This is a genomic window from Frigidibacter sp. SD6-1 (assembly GCF_030143255.1).
GTDB lineage: Bacteria > Pseudomonadota > Alphaproteobacteria > Rhodobacterales > Rhodobacteraceae > TMP-24.
On the sequence record NZ_JARJNR010000001.1, the window covers coordinates 1 to 18,118 of the forward strand.

Annotated in this window: 9 protein-coding genes; 3 read left to right on the plus strand and 6 right to left on the minus strand. The window is 67.4% G+C overall.

Translation table 11 applies throughout. The features are described from left to right. On the minus strand, positions 1–8,087 hold an 8,087-nt coding region (locus P0645_RS00005; RefSeq protein WP_284162484.1), incomplete at its 3' end, for a non-ribosomal peptide synthetase. Positions 8,088–8,746: 659 nt separating this feature from the next. Continuing rightward, positions 8,747–9,331 carry an FMN-dependent NADH-azoreductase gene (locus P0645_RS00010; RefSeq protein WP_284162485.1) on the minus strand — a complete coding sequence of 195 codons (585 nt, stop codon included), beginning with the start codon at positions 9,329–9,331 and terminating at the stop codon, positions 8,747–8,749. Between the two features lie 102 nt (positions 9,332–9,433). Between P0645_RS00010 and P0645_RS00015 the strand changes: the two genes are divergently transcribed. Both P0645_RS00015 and P0645_RS00020 read left to right on the plus strand, forming a co-directional pair. Then, complete coding sequence (locus P0645_RS00015; protein WP_284162486.1) at positions 9,434–10,321, plus strand: LysR family transcriptional regulator; 888 nt, start codon at positions 9,434–9,436, stop codon at positions 10,319–10,321. Continuing rightward, positions 10,318–11,217, plus strand: coding sequence for a DMT family transporter (locus P0645_RS00020; protein WP_284162487.1), 900 nt, complete (start codon positions 10,318–10,320; stop codon positions 11,215–11,217). The genes P0645_RS00015 and P0645_RS00020 overlap by 4 nt, the downstream gene beginning before the upstream one ends. A 27-nt stretch (positions 11,218–11,244) precedes the next feature. Here P0645_RS00020 and P0645_RS00025 read toward each other — a convergent pair whose 3' ends face one another. The 3 genes from P0645_RS00025 to P0645_RS00035 all read right to left on the minus strand — a co-directional run bounded on the left by P0645_RS00025 (position 11,245) and on the right by P0645_RS00035 (position 15,840). After that, on the minus strand, positions 11,245–13,266 hold the full coding sequence (locus tag P0645_RS00025; protein ID WP_284162488.1) for a glycoside hydrolase family 99-like domain-containing protein: 2,022 nt from the start codon (positions 13,264–13,266) through the stop codon (positions 11,245–11,247). A 228-nt stretch (positions 13,267–13,494) separates the two neighbouring features. Beyond that, on the minus strand, positions 13,495–15,213 hold the full coding sequence (gene metG, locus P0645_RS00030; RefSeq protein ID WP_284162489.1) for a methionine--tRNA ligase: 1,719 nt from the start codon (positions 15,211–15,213) through the stop codon (positions 13,495–13,497). A gap of 60 nt (positions 15,214–15,273) precedes the next feature. Then, positions 15,274–15,840 carry a YceI family protein gene (locus P0645_RS00035; RefSeq protein WP_284162490.1) on the minus strand — a complete coding sequence of 189 codons (567 nt, stop codon included), beginning with the start codon at positions 15,838–15,840 and terminating at the stop codon, positions 15,274–15,276. 144 nt (positions 15,841–15,984) lie between these two features. Between P0645_RS00035 and P0645_RS00040 the strand changes: the two genes are divergently transcribed. Further along, positions 15,985–17,025 carry an aldo/keto reductase gene (locus tag P0645_RS00040; RefSeq protein WP_284162491.1) on the plus strand — a complete coding sequence of 347 codons (1,041 nt, stop codon included), beginning with the start codon at positions 15,985–15,987 and terminating at the stop codon, positions 17,023–17,025. Positions 17,026–17,131: 106 nt separating this feature from the next. Here the strand turns inward: P0645_RS00040 and P0645_RS00045 are convergent, their stop codons facing one another. Then, positions 17,132–18,103 (minus strand): GlxA family transcriptional regulator, encoded by a 972-nt coding sequence (locus P0645_RS00045; RefSeq protein ID WP_284162492.1) that lies wholly within the window; start codon positions 18,101–18,103, stop codon positions 17,132–17,134. Positions 18,104–18,118: the final 15 nt, after the last annotated feature.

Here is an 18,118-nt window from a genome sequence, read left to right on the forward strand (position 1 = left end):
GGGGCGAAGCTGAGGGTGAGGTCGAACTTGGTCCAGTCGCCACCGGCCTCGACCGGTTCGAGCCCGAGCCCGCCGAAGGCGAGTTGGCCCATCGGCGCGTTCTGCAGCGCCAGCATCACCTGGAAGAGCGGCGCGTAGCTGAGGTCGCGCGCCGGGCGCAGCGCCTCGACCAGCTGGTCGAAGGGCAGGTCCTGGTGGGCCTGGTCGGCGAAGGCCTCCTCGCGGGTGCGATCGAGCAGCGCAAGGAAGCTCTCGCCCGGATCGACGCGGGCGCGGATGACGAGCGTGTTGACGAAGAAGCCGATCAGCCCTTCGAGCGCCTCGTGGCGGCGCCCGGCGACCGGGGTGCCGATGGCGAGGTCCTCCGCGCCGCTCCAGCGGGCGAGGAGGGTGGCCAGAAGCGCGGTCAGCACCATATGCAGGCTCGCGCCCTGCGCCCGGGCGAGCGCCTCGAGCCTGTGCGTGAGGCCCGCCTCGAGCGTCAGCGCCACCCGGCCGCCGCGATGGCTCTGCACCGCCGGGCGCGGCCGGTCGGTGGGCAGCGCCAGAAGCTCGGGCAGGCCCCGCAGCCGCTCGCGCCAGTAATCCGTCAGCCGCGCCCGCGCCGGACCCGCCAGCCAGTCGCGCTGCCACTGGGCGTAATCGCCATATTGCAGCGGCAGGTCGGGCAGGCCCGGGATGTCGCCGGGCGGGCGGCCCGCCAGATGCGCCTCGTAGGCCAGCGCCAGTTCCCTCAGGAAGAGGCCAAGCGACCAGCCGTCGGAGATGATGTGATGGAGGGTGAGGAGCGCGAGATGCTCCCCGGCCCCGGTCCGGATCAGCCGGAAGCGCCAGAGCGGCGCGGCCGCGAGGTCGAAGGGCCGCGCCGCCTCGGCTTCGAGGAGCGCCCGGGCTTTGGCGTCGATCGCTTCGGTGTCGATGGCGTCGGCCTCGATGGCGTCGGTGTCGGCCCCGCCCGCCGCGGCGAAGAGATCGTCGAAGACCAGCGTCCCGGCGGTCGGCGCCACCGCCCCGGCCGGATGGACGATCTGCACCGGCGCCCCGTCGCGCAGCGCGAACGAGGTGCGCAGCACCTCGTGGCGCGCCACGAGCGTGGCAAGTGCCGCCGCAAGCGCCGCCCGGTCGAGCGGCCCCCGGAGCCTCAGCCCCAGCGGCTGGTGATAGGACAGATCGCCCGGATCGAGCTGGTCGAGGAACCACAGCCGCGCCTGCGCGAACGACAGGGGCGCCGGCGGCAGACCCGCCGCACCGGCGTCCGCACCTTCAGGCCCCGGCCCTTCAGGCCCAGACCCGTCAGCCTCACGGCGCCTGGCCGCCAGCACCTCCCGCCGCCGCCGCGGCGCCGGACCCGCCAGCAGCGCGTCACCGGCCGACCCGCCACCCAACCCGTCGCCACCCAACCCGTCACCGGCAGAACCAGCCGCGCCACCCCGCGCCGCGACCGCCGCCGCGACGACCGGCGCCAGGGCCGCCAGCGTCGGATGTTCGAACAGGGCCCTGAGCGGCAGCTCGATCCCGAAGGCCCGCCGCACCCGCGCGATCACCTGCGTGGCGAGCAACGAGTGACCGCCAAGCGAAAAGAAGGTCTCCTCCCGCCCGATCCGCCCGGCCCCGATCCCCAGAACCGAGCCCCAGATCGAGGCCAGAGCCGCCTCCACCCCGCCCCGCGCCCCCTCCGCAGACCCAAAACTCCCACCCGAAGGCACCGGCAACACCCGCCGGTCAACCTTCCCGTTCCCCGTCAACACAAACCCCCCAACAACAACCACCCGCCAGGGAACCATGTAGGAGGGAAGTTCGGCCGCGAGCCGGACGAGCAAATCGTCCTCGCGGCACTCGCCGACCACATAGGCCAGAAGCCGGGGAGCCTCGCCTTCCGGGGCGTGGAGTACCACGCAAGCCTCTTCGGCCCCGGCGCGTAGAAGCGCCTTCTCCACCTCTGCCGGTTCGATCCGGTAGCCGCGCAGCTTGATCTGCTCGTCCACCCGGCCAAGATAGTCGATGGCGCCATCCGGCCGGATACGGCCGAGATCGCCGGTGCGGTAGAGCCGGTCGCCGGGGGCGCCGAACGGGTCGGCGATGAACCGTTCGGCGGTCAGGTCGGGGCGCCCGAGATAGCAGAGCGCGAGCCCGTGGCCACCAAGCCATATCTCGCCGGGGACGCCGGGTGCGACCGGGTTCAGATGCGCGTCAAGGAGGCGGACCTTCAGCCCCGCGATCGGCCTGCCGATGGCGATCTCGGCCTGCGGGTCGGGGTCGGGCGCATATTCGGCCTTTGTGGCGACGATGGTCGCCTCGGTTGGCCCATAAGTATTGATCCAGCGGATGCGCTGTGCTTCGGGCCTTGCGCTCCAGTCGGCGAACTGGCGCCGGGTGACCTTCTCGCCGCCCACGACGATCAGCCGGACCGAGGCGGGAATGCCCGTCGTTTCGCGCAGCCACTGGTGCCAGAACTGGGTGGGCAGGTCGAGCACCGTGATGCCGTTTTCTGCGATGAATGCGTCGAAGAGGCGCCCTACCTCGAGGAAATCAGCAGGGCGCGGCACGAGGGTGGCGCCGGCCATGAGGGTGGGCACGATTTCCTCGATCGAGGCATCGAAGCCGGGCGAGGCGAATTGCAGCACACGGTCCTCGGGCCCGAGATCGCACAGTGCGATATGGTGGGCCGCATGGTTCATCAGCCCCAGATGCGGCACGACCACGCCCTTCGGGCGGCCGGTGGTGCCGGAGGTGTAGATCACATAGGCCGGATCGTCCGGCGCCGCGCGGTGGGCGGGCGGCAGATCGGCGGGCGGCGCGGCCATCAGGCCGGAAAAGAGCCGAACCTCGCCCGCGCCCGCCTCTTCGAGAAGCGCCAGATGGTCTTCCTCGGCCAGCACGATCTTCGGGGTGGCGTCTTCCAGGATGAGGTTCAGCCGTGCGGCGGGCGCGCGCGGGTCGAGCGGCAGCCAGGCGGCGCCTGCCTTCAGGCAGGCGAGGATCGCCACCACCAGATCGCTGCCCCGGTCGAAACAGAGGCCGATCCGGTCGCCCGGGCCCGCGCCGAGGCGGGTGAAATGGGCGGCGAGCGCGGTGGCTTCGCGGTCGAGCGTCGCATAGTCGAGCGGTCTTGCCCCGAGGATTGCCGGGTGGTGCGGCGCGCGGGCGACCTGGGCCGCGAAGGCGTCGAGCACGCGGGGCAGGCTGGCCGGATCGACCGGCGCGCCTTCGGTGGCCGCGAGGATCGCGCGGCCCTCCTCCTCGGCCATCAGCCGCAGGTCGGCGAGCGGCGCGGCCGGGCGCCGGATGATGTCGCGCACGAGATGTTCGAACTGCGCGGCCATGCGCGCGATAGTCGGCTCGTCGAAAAGGTCGGTCGCATATTCGAACCAGCCGGTCAGCGCGCCTGCCTCCTCGCCAAGGCGGAGCGTCAGGTCGAATTTCGACACGCGCCCCTCGATCGGCATCTGTTCGGCGGCAAGGCCCGAGGCGTTCAGATCGTCCATCGGGGCGTTCTGCAGCACGAACACCACCTGGAAGAGCGGCGAATGGCTGAGCGCGCGTTCGGGCTTCAGCTCGTCCACCAGATGTTCGAAGGGCAGGTCCTGATGGGCAAAGGCTTCAAGCGCGGTCTGGCGCACCTGCCTGAGGAAGCTTTCGAAATTTGCCTGTGGATCGACGTCGGAACGCATCACCAGCATGTTGACGAAGAAGCCGATGAGGTTTTCCACCTCGGCGCGGTTGCGGTTGGCGATATAGGTGCCGCAGGCCACATCGCGGCTGCGGGCATAGCGCGACAGAAACAGGCTGAAGGCGGCGAGGAGCACCATGTAGAGCGTGCTCTGATGGCGGGCGCCGAGGGCGTAAAGCTCCGAGGTGACATCGGGCGGCAGGCGCAGGTGATGGTTGGCGCCCCGGTAGCTTTGCACCGCCGGGCGCGGCCGGTCGGTGGGCAGCGACAGCACCGGTGGCGCGCCGTCGAGCTTGGCTTTCCAATAGCCGAGCTGACGGTCCAGCACGTCGCCGGTCAGCCAGTTCCGCTGCCAGTGGGCGAAATCGGCATACTGGATCTTCAGCGGCGGCAGCCGGTCGTCGCGGCCTTCGGTCAGGGCGCGGTAAAGCTCGACGAATTCGGTGACGAGAACGCCCATCGACCAGCCGTCCGAGACGATGTGATGCATGCGGAAGAGAAGCGCGTGGTCTTCGGCGCCGAGCCGTACGAGCGTCGCGGCCAGAAGCGGCGCGCGGTCGAGGGCGAAGGCGGTGCGGGCATCGGCGAGCGAGAGGCGGGTCAGTTCGGCCTCGGGGTCGTCGTGGGCGGAAATGTCGATCAGCGGCACATCGATGGTGAGCGAGGGCGCGATGCGCTGGACCGGCTTGCCGTCGCGGGCATGGAAGGTCGCGCGCAGGACGTCATGGCGGGCGATGATGCGGTTGATCGCGGCTTTCAGGGCCTTGGGGTCAAGCGGGCCACGCAGGCGGGTCGGCGCAAGGATGTTGTAGAACGGATTGCCGGGTTCAAGCTGGTCGAGGAACCAGAGCCGCTGCTGCGAGAAGGACAGTTCCTGCTCGGCGCCCTCGGGCGCCTTGCCGATCGCGGTCATGGTCGACAGCGTCTTCGAGGCGGCGAGCCGGTCGACGAGCGCGGAGAGCGCGCGCACGGTCGGCTGGTCGAACAGGATCGCCTCGATCGTGACCTCGACGCCGAAGGTGGCGCGGATCTTGGAAATGGCCTGCGTCGCCAGAAGCGAATGGCCGCCGAGATCGTAGAATTCCTCCTCGGCGCCCACATGGTCGAGTTCCAGAAGCTCCGCCCATATCGCCGCCATCGCGGTTTCGGTGGCGCCGGTCGGTTCCGCCTTCTCGGTAGCTGCCTCCGCTACATCGGTTTTCGCAGGCGCGCTGACGGTCGCCGCGCGGGACAGCTCTCCGGGCAGCGGGCAGTCGACGTCGCGCTTCGTCAGGACGTTTGCGAAATGGTCGGCGAAGGCGGCGATGGTCGCGGGGTCGAATAGGTCGGCGGCATGGTCGACGGCGGCGGCGAGCCCGTCGGCCTCTCGCCAGAGGCGGAGCGTGAGGTCATAGGGGGCCTTGCCGGACCCATGCGCGACGCGGCGGGCGGCAGCGCCGTTGAAGGAAAGGTCCTCCGGCGTTTCGTCGATCATCAGCGCCGCCTGGAAGAGCGGTGCCTGACCAGCCTGTCGGCGGGTGCCTGCGATCTCGATGATGCGGTCGAGGGGCAGGGCGCCGAAAGCGCGCGCCGCTGCAATGGCGTCTGCCGCCTGCGCGGCGATTTCTGCAAAGGTCTGGCCTTCGGCCAGCCGGAGGCGGACCGGCAGCATGTCGGCGACCCGCCCGATGGCGACCGGACGGCCCAGCTTTTCGTCGGCGCGGAAGGGCAGGCCGATCACGACGTCAGTTTGCCCCGACCAGTGCGAGAGGCCGAGCGCGAAGGCCGCCAGTAGCTCGGCCTCGCCCGATCCGGCCGGATCGGGAAGGCGCATGGCCAGCGTGGCGCCCCTGTGGCTGGGTTGCGCCGGGCGCGGGCGGTCGGTCGGCAGGTTCAATGCCTCCGGCATGCCTGCAAGGAGGTCCTTCCATGCCGCTTCGATTGCCGTCGCATCCGACCTGAGCCAGAGCTGTTGCGCCTCGGCAAAGGCAACATGCTGGGCGGCGAACTCTTCCAGCCGGGGCGTCAGGCCCTGGGCATGGGCGGAATAGAGCGCGGCAAGCTCTGCCGCCATCCGGTCCATCGACGCCTCGTCGGCAACGCAGGGGTGCGCGGTCAGCAGGAGATGCTGACATTCCTCGTCCGCCGGGTCAGCAAAGAGCGCAAAGCGGACGAGCGGGCCGGTGTCGAGCGCGAAGGGCAGGGCCGTCTCGGCGGCAAGCGCCGCCGGGATGTCTTCGGCGGGGCGGCGGGCAATGGTGACCGGCTCCAGCGGCGAAAGCGCGGCTTCGGGTCCGGCGTCACCGTCGGTGAAGACGTAGCGCAGCACCTCATGGCGGCGCAGAAGATCGGTCGCAGCGCGCGACAGTGCGGCGTCCGAGATATCGCCGTCGATGCGCAGATGGCGCGACAGGGTCTGAACCGCGCCACCCTCGGCATAGCCGCTCAGCCGGAAAAGGCGCGCCTGCTGGTGTGACAGCGGGCGGGGCTGGCGGTCGATGGCGGTCTCGGCGCGGGTTCGCGCCTCGGCCGCCAGCGCGCGGTCGATCTCCTGCCCGAGGCTTTCGATTGTGGGATTGTCGAACAGCGCGGTCAGCGAGATGTCGAGCCCGAACTCCTGATGCAGGGCCGAGATGATCTGGGTGGCGAGCAGCGAGTTGCCCGCGAGTTCGAGGAAATTGTCGCGGATCGAGACACGGTCGGTCTCCAGGAGTTCGGACCAGAGCCGGGCGAGGCGCTTTTCCACCGGCGTGCCGGGCGGGACGAAATCGGTCTGGGTCCCGGCGGCACCGGCCTGCCAGCTCCATATCGGGGCGAAGCTGTTGTCGGCGAACATGGCGGCGCAACGGAAGCGCTGGATCTTGCCGCTGGTGGTGCGCGGCAGATCCCCCGTCCGGACCAGAAGGAAGGCCGCCAGATCGCCGATCTCGTGCCGGTCGAGAAGCCGGGCGCGCAAGGCCTCGGCCAGCCCGTCGGTATCGAGCGCCCGGCGATCAAGGACCTCCTGCACCACCACGAGCCCGCTCGCGCCGCCCTCGCCAGCGGTGAAGACCGCGCATCCCCCGGGGCGGAAGGCCGGGCCCAGGCTTTCGACATCGGGCTCGATGTCCTGCGGGAAGAGGTTGCGCCCGGCGAGGATCAGCATTTCCTTCATCCGGCCCGAAACGAACAGCTCGCCGCGATCGAGGAAGCCGATATCACCGGTCCGCAGCCAGGGCCGGTCGTCGCCCTTGAGGCGTGCGCCGAAGCTTTCGGCAGTGGCGGCGGGGTTGTTCCAGTAGCCGCGCGCGACCGACGGGCCCGCGACCCAGATCTCGCCCGGTTGCCCATCCGTGCAGCGGGTGCCGTCGGGACCGGCGATGGCGACGCGGGGCGCCGGCCCGTTGGTCGCGAGCGGCCCTGCGTGAGTCAGTCCTTCGGCAGTGGCGTCGTGCGCCTGCCGGACCCTGGGCAAGGTGCCGCGCGACCGGTTCCGCGCGGCAGAGACGAAGAGCGTGGCCTCGGCAAGGCCGTAGGCCGGGGTGAAGGCGCCCGGGTCGAAGCCCGCCGGGGCGAAGGCTTCGGCGAACGTCGCCATCGTATCGGGGCGCACCCGCTCGGCGCCGTTGATCGCCACGCGCAGCGCGGAAAGGTCGAGGCCCGCGCGGTCCGCCTCAGTCACTTTCCGGGCGCAGAGATCCCAGGCGAAGTCGGGTGCGCCGGTGATCGTGGCGCGGTAGTCGCTCAGCGCCTTCAGCCAGCGCAGCGGGCGGGTCAGGAAGGCCGCGGGCGCCAGATGGACGGCATGACACCCGTTCCAGAGCGGCGAGAGGATGCCGCCGACCAGGCCGAAGTCATGATGCGGTGGCAGCCAGGAAACGACGACATCGTGCCGCGTCATGCCGAAGGCGGCCGTACTTTCGGCAAGGTTCGCCATCACGTTGGCATGGCTGACCATCACACCTTTCGGCGTTCCGGTGGAGCCGGAGGTATATTGCAGAAAGAGAAGGTCGTCCGGGCCGACATCGGGCATCGTCCAGGGCGCCCTGTCTGCGCCGTCGATCTGCAGACGGGGCAAGCAGGCGAGCGCAGGCTCTGCCGCGATCTTCTCGGCCAGCGCCGCGCTGGTCAGAATGAGCGTCGGGCCCGCATCTTCGGCGATCCGTGCGAGCCGCGGAAAGCCCTTGGCCGAAGTCGGCGACAGCGCCGGAACCGCGACCGCGCCCGCGAGCGAGAGCGCAGTGATGCCGATCACGTAGTCGCGCCCCGGCGGCAGGATCACCAGCACCCGTTCGCCGGTCGCCACCCGCGCCTGAACCCGCCCGGCGAGCGCCTTCGCCTCTGCCCCGAGGTCCGCGAAGCTCAGGCACTCGCTCTGGTCCCGGTCGAGAAAGGTGAAGGCGGGGCCTTCGATCTGGTCGAACTGGCGCAGAATATGCTGCAGGAAGGTCAGGGTCATGATCGCTGGCCGTCGTTCGGGATGAAAAGGGATCAGGCGTTGCAGGCGATGGGGGCGCGACGGTGAGGCGGCGGCCCGCCAACGGCACTGCCTTCGCGGCCCGCCCCGTTCGCAGGCCGTGAAATTTGATCATTCTTGGGTTGAATGCGGCTCTTCGCCCGCGCGCCTGGCCGGACGTCCCGGCCGTCCACCGTTTCGCCCCTCGCCGACATTCCTGGCGAGTAGCCCGTCCAAGGGCTGCGGGCAGCTGTATTTCCGGCTCTGTTCATAAACTATTTCGATATGGCGATGCGGGCGCTGACGGGTTCTAGACGCGTCGCCACGACAGTTTAAAAAAGTTTTTGTGTCAAGAAAAATAATTTTTGTAGCTTTATCATGTATCTAACGGATTTTTTTGAAAAATACGCGCTTGGGTGTGCGTGCGGCGCGGGTCCGTGGATGTAGTCCGCAGTCAGGCCGGAAGGGCAAGGATTGTTGGCGCCAGAGAAACGGTGCAGGACGAAAATTGGCAAGGCCTGGCGGCCTTGCCGTAGTGTTTTGTTATTGCAATGTGCGAATCTTGAAATTCGGAGGCGCCGTTCCGTCAGTGGTATCGAAACAACCGCGCAGCGAATCCTGTCAGGGGCGGGCCCTCCCGCCCCTTGATGGCGAGGCTGTCCTCAGGCGGCGATCCGGGCGATGGCAGTTTCGGCGCGGGCAATGGCGGCGCCCTCGTCGCGGGCCACACCCTCGGCGGCGACGAAGGTGACATCGGTCAGGCCGATGAAGGCGAGAACCTGCCTGAGATAGGCCGAAGCGAAATCGACCGCCGAGCCCATGGGCACCCCGCCGGAGGCATAGGCCACATAGACCGGCTTGCCGGCGACAAGACCCTCAGGCCCGTTCTTGCCGTAACGGAAGGTCTCGCCGACGCGGCAGACGAGGTCGATCCAGGCCTTCAGCGGGCCGGTGACGCCGAAATTATAGACCGGGGCGCCGATGACGATCACATCGGCGGCCTTCAGTTCGGCAATGAGCGCGTCGGAAAGGGCCAGCGCCTCGGCCTGTTCGGCTGTCCGGGCATCGGCGGGCGTGTAGGCTGCGCCGATCCAGGTCCCGTCGATCGCGGGCAGGCCCTGGGTGTCGCGTTCGCTCACCGTGCCGCCGTGGCGGGCGACGAGCCTGTCGGTCAAACGGTCGGTCAGGCGGCGGGTCACCGAGGCGCCGCCCTTGATGGAACTGTCGATACGAAGAATGCGGGTCATCTGATCACCTGTGCGTGAATCTGCGGATGCCCCTGAATCTAGGGCTTGCGCTCCTTCAGAAAACTGCACATTCATAACATGCTATGTTTGTGGGTGCACAGAATGAGCTTTGAAACCTGGGATGAGATCCGCACCGCCTATCAGGTCGCACGCCTTGGCACCGTGTCCGGCGCCGCCGATGTGCTGGGCGTCCATCATGCGACGGTGATCCGCCATATCGACGCGCTGGAGGGGCGGCTCGGCTCGAAACTCTTCCAGCGCCATGCGCGTGGCTATACGCCCACCGACGCGGGGCGCGAGCTTCTGGAAGTGGCGCAGGGCGCCTCCGACCGGTTCGACCAGCTCGCCGCCCGCATCAAGGGGCAAAGCGAGACGGTGTCGGGCGAACTGATCGTCACCGCGATCTCTGGCATCCCGCGCCTTCTTGCCCCGTCGATCGCTGCCTTCCAGAAGGAACATCCCGGCCTGCATATCCGCTTTCTGACCGACATGCGGCTTTTCCGGCTGAATTCCGGCGAGGCCCATGTGGCGATCCGGGCGGGCGCGCGGCCGGAGGATCCTGACTACGTGGTGCAGAAGTTCATCCAGCTCAGGAACGGGATGTATGCGGCGAAATGCTATGCCGACCGCCACGGCCTGCCGAAGACCGAGGCGGAACTGGCGCGCCACTGGTTCGTCGGACCCGATGACCCGCAGGCGCGGGCGCCCTTCTATCAGTGGTTGCGCGGCGCGGTTCCGGCCGAGCGAGTTATCTTTCGCACCTCCGAGGCGGCGGCGACCGAGGCGGCGGTGCGCGCGGGTGCGGGGATCGGCTTCATGACCCTGCGCGAGGCAGCGCGCGACCCCGACCTGATCGAGGTGATGGCGCCCCGACCGGAATGGACCTCGTCGCTTTGGCTTGTCACCCATGTCGATCTGCACCGGACGCTGAAGGTTCAGAAGTTCCTCGCCCATATCAAGACGGCGGCGGAGGGCTGGACCGACATATGAGCGCGACCGCCGCCGCCCGCCTGACGCCTGCGCTGCGCGGCCATCTGGCGATGCTGGCCTTCTCGGCGCTGATCGCGGGGTCCTTCTCGCTTGGTGGCCAGATGGCCAACATGATCTCGCCGGTCGCCTTTTCGGCCGTCAGGTTCCTCCTGGCCGCGCTCTTCGTCGGCGCGGCGGCGCTGGCGACCGGCGCCTTCCGGGCGGGCGATGGCAGGGCGCCCTGGCGCTACCTGCTGCTCGGCCTCTGCCTGTCAGCCTATTTCGTCCTGATGTTCGAGGGGCTGAAGACCGCGCCGCCCGTATCTACCGCCGCCGTCTTTACCCTGACGCCGATCATGGCTGCGGGGTTCGGCTGGCTTCTCCTGCGCCAGATCACCACCCTGCGGATAGCGCTCTCCCTTCTGGTCGGCGGCCTCGGCGCGGTCTGGGTGATCTTCCGCGCCGATTGGGGGGCGCTGATGCGGTTCGAGATCGGCCGGGGCGAGGTCATCTATTTCTGGGGCTGCGTGGCGCACGCGCTTTATACGCCGCTCGTGCGCAAGCTGAACCGGGGCGAAAGCCCGATGGTCTTTTCCTTCGGCGTGCTGGTGACGGGCTTCCTGGTGCTGACGTTCTGGGGCTGGAGCGATATCCGCGCGACAGACTGGACGAACCTGCCCGCCATCGTCTGGATCACGCTGCTCTACACGGCCTTCTTCGCCAGTGCGGTGACCTTCGTCCTTCTGCAATATGCGGCGCTCAGGCTGCCGTCGTCGAAGGTTATGGCCTATACCTACCTCACACCTTCCTGGGTAATCCTGTGGGAGATCGGCTTTGGCAATGCCGCGCCCGCGCCGCTGATCCTGCTCGGGGTCGGCGCGACCGTCCTGGCGCTTGTCGCCCTGATCCGGGACTGAGCGGGCGCCTGCGCCCGCCGCAAACCCTCAGGTGCTTGTCTCGGCCACGCTGTAGCCTGCCTGCTGAGCCGCAACAGCGATGATGCGTTCGATCGCATGCGCCCAAGTGCCATCCGCAAGGCCGGCCTCGACCCCCCAGAAGGCGTCAGGATCGATCTTGTCCAGCGCTTGCAGCGCCTCTGGCCGGAACCAGAACATCGAGCCTGCCGGGAAATGATCGCGCTTGAATCTGAAGCCCAGGATCTCGGACAGGGCTTCGACATTGTCCGCGTTGTAGGTTTCGCTCTTGTCGGTGTGCGGAATGTAGGACCCTTTCGGCACGACAAGACCGAGACGTTCATCTGCGGCGAGTTGCGCGGGGCAATTGCCGGAAACAAGCTTCTCGATGATCGTCTGGCGCAGGTTTTCCCCGTCGGTGCGGTAGGTGCTTTTCTTGGAATGCAGCTTGCAGATCGACCGGTACCCGAGCGGCCGGATACGGCGCAGCACCGAAAGGAACGGGCGGATGTCGCGACCGCGATTCTCCACGAGTTCGACCCATGCATCGGGCCGGTCGGCGCGGATCCGCTCGGCGATGGCAGTGCTCGTCGTCGTGACATAGAGATCATGCGGTCCGATCCGGTCGAGCTGCGCTTTCAACTCCGGCCAAGTCTCTTCGTAGTGGGCGTGCAGGATCACGCCGGTATCGTTCCGCCGTGCAACGGGAAGCTCCTGCACCGGCCAGCCCTGCGGGCCTAGCGACGCCACCACCTCGTAAGTTGCCTGCAGGTAGCCGAAGCCATGCTTGCGGTCGGGTTCAAGGTGCGTGCCCTCGGCCCATTCATTCCAGGCGTTGATGAAGACGAGTTTCTCGTCCTCGGAATACTTCGGGTTGGCCGCAACGCGATGGCACAGTGCCGAGAGCCACTGCGCATATTTCGTGACGCTGAACCTTGCCATTATGTGGGAAGCGTTCTGCCTGCGGGCGGTATTGTCCCACGACAGCATCGCGGTCCGGAAAAGCTTGTAGCTCGGCTCGGGTCGGGTGACGGCGTTATCGACGATCTGTTCGTAACTGTAGATCGCGCCGGTGTAAGCGGGATTGACGATCTCGACCTCGTGACGGATCGAATCCGACGCCATGCGGTGCGGAGGAAATTCGACCGCCGCGTCGAAACCGTAGGGCCGAGGGCTTGTGACGTCGAAGCTCTGTGCGCAGACGATATAGAGGCCCTTGAAGCCGAGCTTCCTGGCCTCCTCGCGCCAGGCGACAACGATATTCCTGAGGTCGGGAATGATGTCGGCGCGATAGATGATGAACAAAGGCTTGTCATCGATGCGGATATAGCGGGGGTCGGCGAAATAGGCCGCGAAATGACGCAGGAGTGCGAGCGAATCCTCGATCGAATGCTTCTGGGCGATCAGGACGTCCTCTTGCGCCCCGTCCCAGCGGCGCGTCCAGTTCTCGTTGGCCCAGGTGAAGCAGAAGGGCGCGTCCGCCTTGGGATTCTCAAGCATCGCCTTCAGCGGCGTCTCCATCAGGATCTTGCCGCCAAACCAGTAGAAATAATAGGAGAAGCCGTGAAGGCCGTATTCCTTCAGGACACGCGCCTGGTCCTCCATGACCTGGGGAACGCGCAGGTCATAGTAGCCGAAATGGATCGGGCAATGCGGTTGATAGTGCCCCACGAAATTCGGGACGGCTTTGCCGACATTGGTCCATTCGGTAAAGCCCTTGCCCCACCATTCGTCATTTTCCGGAAAGGGGTGGAACTGTGGAAGATAGAAGGCGATCAGCTTCACGCGCGGCGTTATCGCCTTTGGCGGTCCGTACGGCACGAATTCTTCCCGGACTGTGGAAAAGCCAACCTTGGGAATATCGGTCTGCGTAACCGCGCGCGCGCGAGCGAGGACGTCGGCGGCGATCTCCGGCTGTGCCAGAAAGTCATCACGGAATCTCGGGTCGCGCTTGTAGGCCGAACGGCGGAAGCGTTCGGCCGTGCGCTTCGGCAGCAACGGGCCGAGAGCCAGGACTGCCGTGAGGATCCGAAGGGTCAGCTTGTCGTTCATGATACGCCGCCATCAATATCTACACACTGCCGTTATCGCTCGTGTGCGCTGTCGTGCTGACGCCCATGCGCGAGGCACCGCCAAGTCGCGTCCGGAAGCCACAGACCCATGCCCCGGAAGACCAGTGACCCAGAGGCCGCACCGGGGAGGCGTTACTGTACGCCCTCGTCACTGTAAAGTCGCAATCGGGACTTCGGCGAGCATCCGGCGATCTGCCGCCCGACAGCACTAGCCGCGAGTTCCTGCGAAACGCTTGGACCATTCCTCCCGTTCCTCGTCGGCGATCTTGCGGAAGAGGACTTCCGGAACCGCGAAAGCGTGGCCGGGGGAGAGGGTTTCGAGCGCCTCGGTCACCGGGCCGGGCCAGGTGCGGTTGTCGGTCCCCATGTCCTTCAGCATCGTGGCGGCGGCGTCGGGGATGAAGGGTTCGGACAGGACGGCGTAGAGGCGGACGAGGTTGAGCGAGAGGCGGACGATGGCCGCCGCCGCCTCGGGGTCGGTCTTGAAGACGGTCCAAGGGGCGGCGGACTGGAGGTATTCGTTGCCCGCGACCCAGATGGCGCGGAGTTCTGTGGCGGCCTTCCTGACCTCCATCTCCTGCATATGGGTTTCGTAGGCGCGGACGCGGGTTTCGAGGTCAGCGATCAGTGCTTGGGCGCGCTCGTCGTATGTTCCGCCCGCCGGGATCGCGGGGCCGTATTTGGCGGCGCAGAATTTGGTGATGCGGCTGACGAAATTGCCAAGGACATCGGCGAGGTCCTTGTTCACCGAGCCTTGGAAGTTCTCCCAGGTGAATTCGCTGTCCGAGGATTCCGGGGCGTGCGAGAGAAGCCACCAGCGCCAGTAGTCGGACGGCAGGATGGAAAGCGCCTGGTCCATGAAGACGCCGCGCCCGCGCGAGGTCGAGAACTGGCCGCCATCGTAGTTCAGGTAGTTGAACGATTTCAGATAGTCGACGAGCTTCCACGGTTCGCCCGAACCGAGGATGGTGGCGGGGAAGGAGAGGGTGTGGAAGGGCACGTTGTCCTTGCCCATGAACTGGTAATAGGTGACGTCGGCGGCGCCCTTGTCGGTGCGCCACCAGCGTTGCCAGTCGGCGTCGGGCTTGCCGTTCGCGTCGGCCCATTCGGCGGTAGCGGCGATATATTCGATGGGCGCGTCGAACCAGACATAGAAGACCTTGCCTTCCATGCCCGGCCAGGGGTCGTCGCCCTTTTGCACCGGAATGCCCCAATGCAGGTCGCGGGTGATGCCGCGATCCTGCAGCCCGTCGCCGTCATGGAGCCATTTCCTGGCGATCGAGGTCGTCAGGACCGGCCAGTCGGTCTTTGAATCGATCCAGGCTTCGAGCTTGTCCTTCAGCGACCGCTGCATGAGATAAAGGTGCTTGGTTTCCCGTACTTCCAGATTTGTCGAGCCCGAGATCGTGGAATGCGGGTCGATGAGGTCGGTGGGGTCGAGCTGCTTGGTGCAATTGTCGCACTGGTCGCCGCGCGCGCTGTCATAGCCGCAATTGGGACAGGTGCCCTCGATATAGCGGTCGGGCAGAAAGCGGTTGTCGTCGATGGAAAAGACCATCTTTTCCGTGACTTCGCGGATGAGACCATTGTCGGCCAGCTTGCCCGCGAAATGCTGGGTCAGGCGGTGGTTGCGCTGGCTGGACGACCGGCCGAAATGGTCGAAGGACAGGCGGAAGCCGCGGGCGAGGTCCTTCTGGACCTCGTGCATCCCGGCGCAATAGACGTCGACCGGCTGGCCGGCCTTGGCGGCGGCAAGCTCGGCGGGCGTGCCATGTTCGTCGGTCGCGCAGATGAACATGACCTCGTGGCCACGGGCGCGCATGTAGCGGGCGAAGAGGTCGGCGGGCAGCTGGGAGCCGACAAGATTGCCCAGATGCTTGATGCCGTTGATGTAGGGGATCGCCGAAGTGATGAGGATGCGCGCCATGCTGTCCGTCCGTTCCATTCCCGGCCGGATTTAGCGGCTTACGGGGGGAAGGGCCAGCACTCAGTTGTCGGAGGCAAGGCGGATATGGGCGGTGATGTCCAGCCGCACCTCGTCGCCCACAAGGTCGGGAAAACCGTTGGCGCCGAAGTCCGCGCGGCTGACGCGGCCGGTCAGGCGGATGGTCAGATCCTTGCGGTGGCCCTCCGCGCTGCCGTTCGGCCGGAAGAGGCGTGCGGCAAGGGTGATCGGCCGCGTCACGCCGCGGATGGTGATCTGGCCATCGACGGTGGCGCCGTCGCCCCTGGCACGGAAGCGGGTGCTTTCGAAGCGAATTTCGGGGAAACGTTTCGTGGCCAGCACCTCGGGGCTTTTCATCGCCTCGGTCGCGAAGGGCAGGCCCATGCGGGCGTCGGCCGGATCGAGCGTCACCGACACCCTGCTTTGCGCGGCCTTGTCGAAATCGAGAAGGATGTCGGCGCGCGTGACCGGCATCATGCCTTTCAGCGGGCTATGGCCCATCGTGACCTCGAACCCGACCTCAGAGCTGTCGGCATCAAGCGTGTACTGCAGGGGCGTGGCGGCAAGGGGCTCCGAAAGAGCCAGCCAGATCACGAGAGGTTTCAGCATGGTTCACTCTCCCCCGACGCCGGGTCATTCTAGCCTGCGGCGGCGGCACTGTCGCTCATATTGGCGTGATGGGCGAGGGCGCGCCGGGCGGTTGACCTTGCCCGGCGCCCGGCCGACAACAGGGCGCGGACAGGAGGGACGGTAATGCGAAAGGTCAGGCTGGGGCGAAGCGATCTGGACGTGTCGGCGATCTGCCTGGGCACCATGACCTGGGGCAGCCAGAACAGCGAGGCCGAGGGGCATCGCCAGATGGACCAGGCGCTGGCGGCGGGGGTGAATTTCCTCGACACGGCCGAGATGTATCCAGTCAATCCGGTCAGGGCCGAGACCATTGGCCGGACCGAGGAGATCATCGGCAGCTGGAACCGCAGGACCGGGCGGCGGGGCGACTGGGTGATCGCGACGAAGATCACCGGCGAGGGCGGCAAGGCGCGCGGCGACGAGCCGATCAGCGGCGATGCGATCGGCCGGGCGCTGGAGGGCTCGCTGAGGCGGCTGGCGACCGATCATGTCGACCTCTACCAGCTGCACTGGCCCAATCGCGATGTCTATCACTTCCGCGCGGGCTGGCATTTCGACCCGCGCACGCACGACAAGGCAGCGATCCTTGGTCATATGGAGGATGTGCTCCAGGCGCTCGACCGGGCGATGAGGGCGGGCAGGATCCGTCATTGGGGCCTCTCGAACGAGACGACCTGGGGCACGGCGATGTGGCTGCAGCTGGCCGACCGGATGGGCGTGGCGCGGCCTCTGACCCACCAGAACGAATATTCGCTGCTCTGCCGCCTGTGGGATCTGGATCTGGCGGAGCTTTCCCACAATGAAGGCATGGCGCTGTTGGCCTTCTCGCCGCTGGCGACCGGGCTTCTGACCGGAAAATATCAGGGCGACGTGATTCCGCCCGGCTCGCGCCGGTCGCTGAACCCGACCCTGTCTGGCCGGGTGACGGAGCGGGTCTGGGGGGCGGTCGAGGCTTATCTCAGGATCGCGCGGGAGGCGGGGCTCGACCCGGCGGCACTGGCGGTGGCCTGGACGATGGCCCGGCCGGTCGAGACCCTGCCGATCATTGGTGCCACGACGCCCGCGCAGCTTGCGGTCGCGCTGTCGGCGGCAGACTTGCACCTGTCGCCCGAGGTGTTGGCGGCGATCGAGGGGGCGCACAAGGCCCATCCCTGGCCCTATTGAGGATTTCGTCCCGCGCCTTGCGCGGGCCGATCCGCCGGGGGAGGCTCTGCCTCCCCCGGACCCCCTCCGAGGTATTTTTGCCAAGATGAAGGGGTGGGGGAGGGGACTAGGGGCGGCGGAGTGAGGAGGCGGTGGCCTTGAAGCGGGCGCGGAAGGCGCGGGCGAAGGCGGTCTGGCTGGCAAAGCCGGTGCGGAGCGCAATTTCCTGAAGGGAAAGGCCGGTGTCCACGGTCAGGCGGCGCGCCTCGTCGAGGCGCAGGTCGAGGAAGAAGCGACCGGGGCTGAGCGAAAGCCGTTCGGCGAAAAGCATTTCGAGCCGCCGCTGCGAGAGGCCGATGCGGCGGGCGATTTCTGCGATGGGCAGGGGATCGTCGACATGCGCCTCCATCAGCGCGATGGCGCGGGCGAGGGCGGGATCGGCGCGGGCAATGCGGGCGGCGGGCATCGCCATCTGCGGCACCGAGCCCGCGTGCAGGGGTTCGTAGAGGAAGGCGCCCGCGACGCGGAGCGCGAGCTCGGCGCCCCAGCGGCTGCCGATGAGCGCGAGCATCATGTCAAGGCAGGGCGCGGCGCCGCCGGTGGTCACCATGGGGCCGGAGATCACATAGCGGTCGCGCCGGACATCGACGGCGGGAAAGCGCGAGGCGAATTTTTCGAGGTCTTCCCAGTGAGTTGTCGCGGCGCGCCCATCCAGAAGACCGGCGCGCGCCAGAAACCAGCTGCCGCCGTCGACGCCTGCCATCGCCCGGACCTGCGGGGCAAGGCGGCGCAGGCGGGAGAGGAGGTCGGGGCTCGCCTGTTCCTCGAGCCGGAAACCCGCGACGATGACGAGAAGGTCGAAATCGGCCTGATCGGGCAGCGGGCTTGCGGCGATCTCGAACCCGGCGGTCAGGGGTACCGGGGCGCCTGTGGGCGACAGGAAGGTCCAGCGAAAGAGCGTGCGTCCGGCCCGGCGGTTCGCGGCGCGCATCGGATCGACGCAGGCGGCGAGCGAGAAGGCGTTGGTCTCGGGCATGACGAGGACGCCGACCGAGAGGGCGGCGGGATCGCGGGTAAAGAGCGAGACTTCGGTTTTCATCCAGTCTTTCGTATT